A 10,185-nucleotide genomic window follows, 5' to 3' on the forward strand; every position below is an offset into this window, starting at 1 on the left:
CCCCATCCCCCACTCCCCACACACAAAGCTATGTATAAACCTGCTCAAGATAGTCCAATTATCACCTATGAAATCCATCGGAAACGCATCGTCAAAAGCTTGGAATTGATTCAAGATTTGATTGTCGTTTCTCTGTGTCTCGGTTTATTTTGCTTCATGGTAATTCAGGTGAGAGATATGTTTTTCTCCCTGCTTCCGCCACTGGATTTTCATGTTGTTACTGCCGATATCCTCTTTTTGCTCATCTTAGTTGAGTTATTTCGACTGCTGATTATTTACTTACAAGAACAACGAATATCTATTGGCGTAGCTGTAGAAGTCTCCATTGTTTCCGCCTTGCGAGAAGTCATTGTTAAGGGAGTTTTAGAAACTAACTGGAGTCAAATTTTAGCCACTTGTGCCTTCTTATTAGTTTTAGGAGTAATACTAGTTGTTCGAGTTTGGTTACCTCCCACCTTTGATGGCATCGACCCCGAACAAGCAATATCTAAACGCTATAAAAATCGAGCCAAATCGGAATTAATTGAAAGTAATGGGAGTTAGGAGTTAGGAGTTAGGAGTTAGGAGTTAGGAGTTAGGAGTTAGGAGTTAGAAGTTAGGAGTTAGGAGTTAGAAGTTAGGAGTTAGGAGTTAGGAGTTAGGAGTTAAGAATTATTCTCCCAATGCCCCATGCCCAATGACGCCACTTGCTCAACTTGGGGAGACCCCAAGACCGCAGTGGCTCCCCCATGCCCCATTTCCAAAGAGGTTACTATGTCTGCTAATACTTTAACTACTAGCCATCCCAGAGATGTACAGGTTGCTGAAATTGGTAAAGAGACGCTGGTTTTGCGATCGCGGACTTGGGAGAGGCTAAAATTTGAAGTTGAGTATTCCCGCCAACGGGGAACTACGGCGAATTCTTATCTGATTCAAGCTGATAAAAAAGCTTTAATCGATCCTCCTGGTGAATCTTTTACGGAAATTTATCTCCAGGAATTAGCACAACATCTCAATCTCACTACTTTAGATTATATTGTTCTCGGTCATGTCAATCCCAACCGCAGAGCCACGTTACAAGTATTATTTTCTGAAGCTACTCAAGCTACTTTAATATGTTCTCGCCCTGCTGCTAATGCTTTGAAAACTGCTTTTCCAGAGTGGGAATCGCGCATTCAAGCTGTGCGTTCAGAGGATACTTTGGATTTAGGACAAGGACATCATCTGACATTTATTACTGTACCAACTCCTCGCTGGGCAGATGGATTGTGTACTTATGATTCTGCAACTAAAATTCTTTACACAGACAAATTTTTTGGCGCTCATATTTGTGAAGATACCCTCTTCGATGAAGACTGGAAAAGTTTAGATGCAGAACGTCATTATTATTTTGATTGTCTCCACGCACCCCAAGCGAAACAAGTGGAAGTTGCTTTAGAAAAGCTTTCGGTTTTCCCCGCAAAATGTTATGCTCCTGCTCATGGCCCTGTTGTTCGTTATAGCCTCAGCCGCTTTACTTTTGATTATCGGCAATGGTGTCAAGGACAAAAATTACAAGAATTAAGTGTTGCTTTACTTTATGCTTCCGCTTATGGAAATACGGCAATTGTAGCGAATGCGATCGCTCAAGGTTTAATTGAAAATGGAGTCAACGTAGAGTCCATTAATTGCGAACTAGCAGAACCAGCAGAAATTACCCGCATCATTGAAGCTTGCGACGGATTTATTATTGGTTCGCCCACCTTAGGCGGTCATGCGCCAACCCAAATTCAAACAGCTTTAGGAATAGTTATAGCCACAGCAGCTAAAACAAAATTAGCAGGAGTATTCGGTTCATTCGGCTGGAGTGGAGAAGCAATTGATTTACTAGAAAGTAAACTCAAAGATGCCAATTATCGTTTAGGATTTGAAACAATTCGAGTCCGTTTTACACCTACAGATGAGATTATCCAACAGTGTAAAGAAGCAGGCGCTTCCTTTGCTCAAAACTTGAAAAAAACAAAGAAATTGCGGACTGCACGTCAAGTTGTTACAGAAGCAAAAGTAGACCGCACCGAACAAGCAGTAGGACGTATTATTGGTTCATTGTGTGTTTTAACAACTTGTGACGAAGAAAACCACAAAGGCGTTTTAACTTCTTGGGTTTCTCAAGCAACTTTTAATCCACCAGGCATTATGATTGCCATTGCTGAAGAACAAAATGCAGATTTAATGTGTCATCCCGGTGATAAATTTGTATTAAATATCCTCAAAGAAGGTAGAAATATCCGCCGCTATTTTTCCCGCAATAGCGTTTTAGGAAATAATCCCTTTATCAATCTTTCCACAAAAACAGCTGACAATGGTTGCCTAATTCTTAGCGAAGCATTGTCCTACTTAGAATGCACCGTACAAAATCAAATGAAATGCGGTGACAGATGGTTAATTTACGCCGTAGTCGATAAAGGTCAAGTCCTAGAAACCGATGGCTTAACCGCCCTAGAATACCGTAAATCCGGCAGCTACTATTAACCCTCAACCTCCGCGCATCTTTGCGCCAACCTCCGCGCCCCTATGCGTTTAAAACTCAACCCTCAATAACCAAACTACCATGTCTACATTCGTTGCTGTCGATCGCATTGACAAAGTTTTTGAATTAACCGGCGGTGGTAAATACATTGCCCTCAAAGGAATTGACCTCGAAATCAAAAAAGGAGAATTCGTTTCTTTAATTGGTCACTCCGGTTGTGGCAAGTCTACATTATTAAATATGATTGCGGGTTTGGATTTGCCCAGTGAAGGCATTGTCACCTTAGAAGGGCAAAGAATCAGCCAACCAGGCCCCGATAGAATGGTGGTTTTTCAAAACTATTCGCTATTACCTTGGCGGACAGTGAGAGAAAATATTGCCTTAGCTGTGGACTCGGTAATGAAAGGCGTACCCGCAGCCGAACGCAACGCCATTGTGGAAAAACATATAGATATGGTGGGCTTGCGTCCCCATGCTGACAAACAGCCAACAATGTTATCTGGGGGACAAAAGCAGCGTGTGGCGATCGCTCGTGCTTTAGCGATTCGCCCCAAGTTATTATTATTAGATGAACCCTTCGGCGCGTTAGATGCCCTGACTCGCGGTAATTTGCAAGAACAACTCATGCAAATCTGCGAAGAAAATGAAGTTACTGCTGTCATGGTCACCCATGATGTGGACGAAGCAGTGCTATTATCTGACAGAATTGTCATGCTCACCAACGGCCCCGAATCGAAAATTGGTGACATTTTAGAAGTAGATATTCCCAGACCCCGTAAGCGCATGGAAGTTGTAGAACATCCCAGCTACTACAGCTTGCGGAGTGAAATGATTTATTTCCTCAATCAACAAAAACGCATTAAGAAAATTCGCGCCAGAAAAACAGCCGACATTTCCCGCCACGGCTTAGAAAAAGTTAACTTAGAAATTGGCTTTTTACCCCTCACCGCCTGCGCCCCCTTAGCAGTTGCTAAAGAAAAAGGCTTTTTTGTCAAGCATGGTTTAGATGAAGTCCACCTCGTGCGCGAAAGTAGTTGGCGTGGTATCGTTGATGGCATGACCGGCGGTTATTTGGATGCGGCGCAAATGCCCTCAGGAATGCCCATGTGGTTAACCTTAGGGGGACACAACAACCAACCTTTCCCTGTTGTCACCGCCCTCACTATGACCCGCAACGGTAACGCCATTACCTTAGCCAAACGCTTTTACGACCAAGGCGTGCAAAGCTTATCAGACTTCAAAACATACCTCCTAGACACCCACGACCAAAGGCACACAATGGGAGTAGTGCATCCCGCATCAATGCACAACCTACTCCTGCGTTACTGGTTAGCTGCTGGTGGTATAGACCCCGACAGCGATGTGGATATGAAGACCATTCCCCCAGCCCAGATGGTAGCCGACTTACAAGCAGGTAGCATTGATGGTTACTGCGTCGGCGAACCTTGGAACTACCGCGCCGCCGCCGAAAATGTCGGCTTTACCATCGCCACCGATTTGGAAGTTTGGCTAGGACACCCCGGTAAAGTTCTGGGAGTGCGGGAAGAGTGGGCAGAAACTTATCCCAATACCCACATTGCTTTGACCAAAGCTTTACTAGAAGCTTGTCAATACTGTGCAAACCCCGACAATGCCCAAGAAATTCGCCAAATTTTAGCAAGTCGAGATTATGTCAGCACTGATTTAGAATACATCCAATTAGAAGATCCCAATAGTCTCACCTGCGATATCGACCATCCCCTGCGCGACTACGCCCACCACCAATTTTATTCCGAATCCGCCATTAACCGCCCCAGCCGCACCGAACAAATTTGGATTATGACTCAATTAGCCCGTTGGGGCGACACTCCCTTCCCCAGAAATTGGGTGGAAGTCGTGGAACGCGTGTGTAGAGTCCGTGTTTTCAGCACCGCCGCACGGGAATTAGGCTTAGATATCAGCTACATTCGCCAACCCATTCAACTATTCGATGGTACTCCCTTTAACGCCGACGACCCAATCGCCTATCTCAACAGTTTGAAAATTAAACGCGATTTCTCAGTGGCCGAAGTTATTCTCGATGCCCCCAGAAGAAAACTTGCCTCATAAAAGAATCGTGAGAGAAAGAGGAAGTGGAAGAAATAGGACATCACCCACAATTGTTTGAACTCCATTAAGGGACTCACAAATAAAAAAATACTCAACTACTTCTTGTGGGGTGGGCGTCTCGCCCGCCCATCGCCAAGGGCGGACAAGATGTCCACCCCACAAGATTGGATAATTTATTTTTTGGAAATCCTTAATGAACTTCTGAACTCCATTAACAAGCATTGAACTTTAATAGTTCGCCGCCAAGAGTCCCCAATAACCAATAACCAAATCACCATGCAAAACCGCAATTCAACAATTACCGACCTCAGAAGCCCACTCGAAAATACAGCCCGCACCCGCCAACCCTTTTTACAAATCAAAGACGTTACCAAAGTCTATCCCACAAAAAAAGGCCCCTTCACCGTCCTCGATGGCGTTAACCTCAACGTCGAACAAGGGGAGTTTATTTGTGTCATCGGTCACTCTGGCTGTGGTAAATCCACTTTATTAAACATGGTATCCGGCTTCAACTTTCCCACCTCCGGGCAAGTATTACTAGAAGGACAGCCCATTACCAAACCAGGCCCAGATAGAATGGTGGTGTTTCAAAACTACGCCTTGCTACCGTGGCGCACTGCTTTTGAAAATATTTACTTAGCTGTGAATGCCGTTTATCCTAATAAACCACAAGCTGAAAAAAGAGCGATCGTGCGCGACCATTTAGCAATGGTGGGATTGGCTGACGCAATGGAAAAGAAACCAATGCAAATGTCCGGTGGTATGAGACAAAGAGTTTCCATCGCCCGCGCCTTGGCAATTCGTCCCAAAGTCTTAATTTTAGACGAACCTTTCGGGGCGCTGGATGCCATCACCAAAGAAGAATTACAAGAAGAACTGCTCAAAATTTGGAATGAAAATCGCTGTACAGTGTTGATGATTACCCACGACATCGACGAGGCGCTATTTTTAGCAGACAAATTGGTGATGATGACTAATGGGCCCCATGCAAAGATTGGCGAAGTCATGGAAATACCTTTTTCTCGTCCCCGCGATCGCGCCCGCATCATGGAAGATCCACAATATTATCAACTGCGTAACTATGCCTTAGACTTCCTGTTTAACCGTTTCGCCCATGATGACGTAGGTTAAACTTTCTTCAGGAGAGGGAATTCATTAGGACTGACGCGGGGACATGGGGACGCGGAGAATTTTTTTGATAAGGGATTAGGCGAACATAATATCATAACCGCTTAATTACCCATAATAAAAACCCCTCGGTGTCTCCGTCTCTTTGCGTCAGATCGTGTCCGCTTGATTACTTATGAAACCCGAAAAACCCCACCCCGCCAAAGCTACGCTTTGTCTCCCCTCCCCTTACCAAGGGGAGGGGATTAAGGGGTGGGGTGTAATGGCTGTGGGAATCATAACTAATTATGCAGACTTGATATATGATATCGAGTCCGCCTAATCACTTATCAAAAAAATTCTCCCCCTCCCCGCGTCCTTTTTATCGGAAGTATTTAGACGAACCTGAAACAAGTCCCTTAGCTGAGAGCAAATTTCACAATCATATCGTTGAAATCTCCATCGCCACCACCAGATAAATCCTCGAAAGCAAAGATATTGTCACCCAGCAAGCGAATGTGGTCGCGTTTGTCAGAGTTAGCTCCCAAAAATGCAAAATAAACTTTTGGATCGTTATTAGGATTATTATCTACAACAGCATCAGGTCTACTATTTACAATCAGAAATGGTGCAAAGATGTCACCACCAGTAAAACTACCAGTGGAGGTGGCCGTACCTTGGTTACTAACTGCTAAGTCAATACCTGCCACACGTTGACGTACAGCTGCTTGAGCATAACCAGCTTCTCCAGGTAGAATATCTGCATTGCCATCACCGTTAATGTCAATCCCACCCTTTTCATCAGTAATTCGATAGAATCCCACAAAGTTATCAAAAGCAGCTTCTCGGTACACATTAAAATTAACTGTGACTGGTGTCGTGACGCTCCTTAAATCAATTAGTTCTCCTTGTGACCTACCTTGCAGCTTCGTACCTAGAGGTAAATTTTGATTGCTACTTTGAATTTCCACCACCAAATCTTGAAAGTCATTAGTGCTATTACCAGTGCCATCTTCCCAAGCTAAACGAAATTGGTCATTACCTAAATCGGTGACTTTTAAAGTTGCTGTGCTGGCAAACAATACATCTGTAATTGGTTTAATTCCTGGGAGGATGGCATCCGTTGTACTATTATTTTTTACTAAATAAAATCTCAAATTAGCGCCGGAATTTAATTCTAATGAGCGTGTTAAATCGCTAGGATTAAAACCATTAGGGACATTAGTAATAGCAGAGAAAATTACTTGAGCGCGTTCTAGGGCAGCTTCAGCATAACCATCTGCACCAGGAGCAATACCATTAATTGTGCCTGTAGCATCGTCAACAATAAATACTCCCAATTCATTGATTTGATTGGAATTGCGTCCTAAAAGAGTGACTTGGAGTGTGATTTTGGTATCATCACCTGTAATATTAAAAATGTCATCATCTTTTGTAGTCAGTCTGCTAGAAATGTCAAGGTCATTAACAGCGATCGCCAAGGCTTTTTGGTAAGACAGCCCACCTGCATCAGTTGTTTTTACCCGAATTTTGTAACTTTGTTTAATTTCAAAATCGGGGGAAGTTTTAATTTTTAGTTCATTGCCATCAATAGTGAAGACATCATTATCATCAGCACCATCCCCATCTATGAAGCTGTAGGTAAAGCTATCATTAACATCTATGTCAGTGGTGGAGAAAAAACCAATGGTAGTGAGTGCAGCACTTTGTTCATCAATATCTGACTTGCTTAAGAATAAATCTGTGGGTGCATCGTTGTTGCCGTTGATGGTAATAGCAATATCTTGAAGAACTGTACCATCAACAGATTCCACACTAAAAATTTCGGTTTTGCTAACACCTGCACCTAAAAATTGCACTGCACTATTGGCAACGCTGTAATTCCAAGTGCCAGTATCAGTGATATTAAGACTACCAAGGTTACCGCTAGCGGAAATGACATTGGTGTTAAATTTGTTCTCCCCTGTATCCGCATCAGTGATGCTGAGGTTACCCGTAGCAGTGAGGTTACCATTAACCACATTTAAGTCTTCGGTAACGACACCTGTGACAATACCACTGATGGTTGCAATGTCGTTGACGGGATTAATCGTAATGGTGAAAGTCTGGGGGTTAGAACTATCCACCCCTCCATTAACTGTTCCTCCATCATCTTGCAGAATCGCTGTCACAATGGCTGAACCGTTGGCATTTATCGCAGGGGTATAGATGAGATTACCAGCAGAATCGATGGCAGGTTGAACGCTAAACAACTCGTTGTTGTCGTTGGTTACCTGGAAGTTAACAATCTGGCTTGCTTCATCAGCCGGGCCGGGGGAAATGTTGGTTGCCCAATTAGCAACAGTTTGAGCGCCACTGTCCTCAGCAACCGTTTGATTTGGCCCTGGTGTAAAGCTGGGAGCATCATTTCTGTCATTATCGGTAATATTTACAATGATAGAACTAATGCTAATGCGATCGTATTTAGTATCAGTACTGCTAACCGTATGATTAATAGTTTGAGTATGGGTTCCTTCAACAAGAGCATCATCCACTGCGCTGACAGTCACCGTCTGCGGCACATTCCAGTTTTGGGGAGTAAAAATTAAAACGTTGGGGTTGAGATTTAGTTGCGCTCCTCCGTCGGTATTTATAGTTACATTAGCAGTGGGTTGGGACGTTAAAACTACTGTGTAAGTATCCGTGGCTCCTGCTTCCGTCACAGAAGTGCTACCGCCGGATTCTGTAATGATTACCCCCGCAGTATCATCGTCTGCGATAGTAACCAAAAAACTGGAAGAAACGGAATTTAACCCAGTGCTTGATGATGCTTGAATGGTAACTGTGACAGTGCGATCGCCCTGAGCGATAAAATCTTCCTTAGATGCGATGGACACGATAATTGGAGTCGTTAATCCAAGGGCAGGTACAATAATGGGGCTTGGGTCTGTGGTGAAATCATCAGAAATTACCTCAATGGTAACGTTCCCTGTTGAGTTTGACCAAACTGATGCAACTTGGCTTAATACCTCTCCTTCAGTCACCTGACCACTTGTAATATTTCGCAGGTAAAGTACTTCTGGAACTGAAACATCGATATTTGTAGTAGGCATTAGCTTTTGTTTCCCTTAAATTCAGAGTTACAAGTTTGATAGACACTTGTGTAACTTCGTCTAAAGTATGCTGAGTTAAAAAGCCCCCCAGACTTGATTGTGGGTGGTATCAATTTTATCCTGGATTAAAAGCTAAAATTGATGCCTAAAAGCCAAGAAATCCCGAATTTTTGACAAAATTGGGGATTTTACATAACAAATTTTGTGAGAGTCAAAACTATGCTGCTTTAAGTTGTAGGCGAAACCGTGCTTTCACGAACAACACGCTTGCGTTGGCGTAGCCGGTCGTAGACATCGCTTTTACGAACACCCCCAGCCATTTGATACTCATGGCTATTGTTACCAAATTTATAAGCAATGCCATGCAAAAATTTATCAGAATAGTCTGCTAAATCTTTTTCATTTTCCACAATCTTAGTTAGTAAGACATCGATGGTAGAGAGACTACTATTGTATTCTTCCAAGTATTTTCTGAGTTGTTCTATTTTTTCAGTATAAACTTCAACAGCTAATCCTTCTCCTACATCAAGAGTTTGATTAATAGATTTAATGCTCGCTAGACGAACTTGAGCTTTATCAAGAATACGTGAATTGCGCTTTGCCCTTGCCATAATTAATACTTGCTTGCTACATTTTTCATACCTCTATAGTGGACAATTTTTGAAAAACTTGTCATACGTAAAATTGTTGATTTTTGGGAAAAATTTAAAATTTAATTAACTGGTGACTGTTGACTGTTGACTGCTGACTGTTGACTATTGACTGCTGACTGGTGAGTTATTATTCTCCCCTATGTCCCAATGCCCCATACTTCTCTGCGAGAGGCTGCGCCAACGGCTACGCTCAGCACAAGTGCCCAATGCCCAAAAACTTAAGTAAAAATCAATACGCTTGGGTTAAGCCTTTCTTTCTTTCTTTCTTTTCTTTGCGTCCTTTGCGTCCTTGGCGGTTCGTTAAAAAAATTGAATTTGACCAAGAGTTTTAGCCTTAACCCAAGCGTATTGAAGTAAAAATAGGTGTGACGCAAGTTTGTTTTTGAGAACATCAAGACGAAAGCTGTTGCAGCCTGCGCGTAATACTGAAACGTGAAGACAGAAGCTCTTACAAGCAAGACAAAAGCTCTTACAAGCAAAACGGAAGCTGTTGCAGCCTGCGCGTAATACCGAAACATCAAGACAAAAGCTCTTACAAGCAAAACGGAAGCTGTTGCAGCCTGCGCGTAATACCAAAACGTCAAGACAGAAGCTCTTACAGTCTGCATGTAATACCATTTTGCGTTCTAAAACGTAATTTTTCCCGTAGGGAGATGGGGAATAGAAATTACGTCTAATGTGCAATACAGTTCAGTTAAGCCTTTCTTTCTTCTCTTTGCGTCCTTCTCTGACGAGACGCTGCGCGAATGCGTCCTTG

The 10,185-nt window shown here is 43.1% G+C and carries 7 protein-coding genes; 4 read left to right on the top strand and 3 right to left on the bottom strand.

Translation table 11 applies throughout. The features are described 5' to 3' along the window. Window positions 1–30 precede the first annotated feature (30 nt). The 4 genes from GNE10_RS25925 to GNE10_RS25940 all read left to right on the top strand — a co-directional run bounded on the left by GNE10_RS25925 (window position 31) and on the right by GNE10_RS25940 (window position 5,707). Window positions 31–543: a phosphate-starvation-inducible PsiE family protein gene (locus tag GNE10_RS25925; protein WP_185568010.1), complete on the top strand. Its 513-nt coding sequence runs from the start codon at window positions 31–33 to the stop codon at window positions 541–543. 210 nt (window positions 544–753) lie between these two features. Beyond that, complete coding sequence (locus GNE10_RS25930) at window positions 754–2,490, top strand: diflavin flavoprotein (RefSeq protein ID WP_185568013.1); 1,737 nt, start codon at window positions 754–756, stop codon at window positions 2,488–2,490. A gap of 79 nt (window positions 2,491–2,569) precedes the next feature. Further along, entirely contained in the window at window positions 2,570–4,576 is a 2,007-nt protein-coding gene (locus GNE10_RS25935) for a nitrate ABC transporter ATP-binding protein (protein ID WP_185568017.1), read from the top strand. Window positions 4,577–4,852: 276 nt separating this feature from the next. Then, window positions 4,853–5,707 (top strand): nitrate ABC transporter ATP-binding protein, encoded by an 855-nt coding sequence (locus GNE10_RS25940; protein WP_185568019.1) that lies wholly within the window; start codon window positions 4,853–4,855, stop codon window positions 5,705–5,707. A 395-nt stretch (window positions 5,708–6,102) separates the two neighbouring features. Here GNE10_RS25940 and GNE10_RS35555 read toward each other — a convergent pair whose 3' ends face one another. The 3 genes from GNE10_RS35555 to GNE10_RS25955 form a co-directional block, all read right to left on the bottom strand. Next, window positions 6,103–8,775, bottom strand: a complete 2,673-nt coding sequence (locus tag GNE10_RS35555; RefSeq protein ID WP_221642996.1) for a DUF4114 domain-containing protein — start codon at window positions 8,773–8,775, stop codon at window positions 6,103–6,105. Between the two features lie 227 nt (window positions 8,776–9,002). Continuing rightward, complete coding sequence (locus GNE10_RS25950) at window positions 9,003–9,386, bottom strand: hypothetical protein (protein ID WP_185568022.1); 384 nt, start codon at window positions 9,384–9,386, stop codon at window positions 9,003–9,005. A 260-nt stretch (window positions 9,387–9,646) separates the two neighbouring features. Continuing rightward, entirely contained in the window at window positions 9,647–10,036 is a 390-nt protein-coding gene (locus tag GNE10_RS25955; protein ID WP_185568024.1) for a hypothetical protein, read from the bottom strand. Between the last annotated feature and the right edge of the window lie 149 nt (window positions 10,037–10,185).

Origin of the sequence: Nostoc sp. 2RC (assembly GCF_014222165.1) — a bacterium.
Taxonomy (GTDB): domain Bacteria; phylum Cyanobacteriota; class Cyanobacteriia; order Cyanobacteriales; family Nostocaceae; genus Nostoc; species Nostoc linckia.

Bases quoted from the DNA above. Each gene is read 5' to 3' on its own strand.
- GNE10_RS25950 (WP_185568022.1), bottom strand. From the start codon at position 9,386: ATGGCAAGGGCAAAGCGCAATTCACGTATTCTTGATAAAGCTCAAGTT.
- GNE10_RS25935 (WP_185568017.1), top strand. From the start codon at position 2,570: ATGTCTACATTCGTTGCTGTCGATCGCATTGACAAAGTTTTTGAATTA.
- GNE10_RS25940 (WP_185568019.1), top strand. From the start codon at position 4,853: ATGCAAAACCGCAATTCAACAATTACCGACCTCAGAAGCCCACTCGAA.
- GNE10_RS25925 (WP_185568010.1), top strand. From the start codon at position 31: ATGTATAAACCTGCTCAAGATAGTCCAATTATCACCTATGAAATCCAT.
- GNE10_RS35555 (WP_221642996.1), bottom strand. From the start codon at position 8,775: ATGCCTACTACAAATATCGATGTTTCAGTTCCAGAAGTACTTTACCTG.
- GNE10_RS25955 (WP_185568024.1), bottom strand. From the start codon at position 10,036: ATGCAGACTGTAAGAGCTTCTGTCTTGACGTTTTGGTATTACGCGCAG.
- GNE10_RS25930 (WP_185568013.1), top strand. From the start codon at position 754: ATGTCTGCTAATACTTTAACTACTAGCCATCCCAGAGATGTACAGGTT.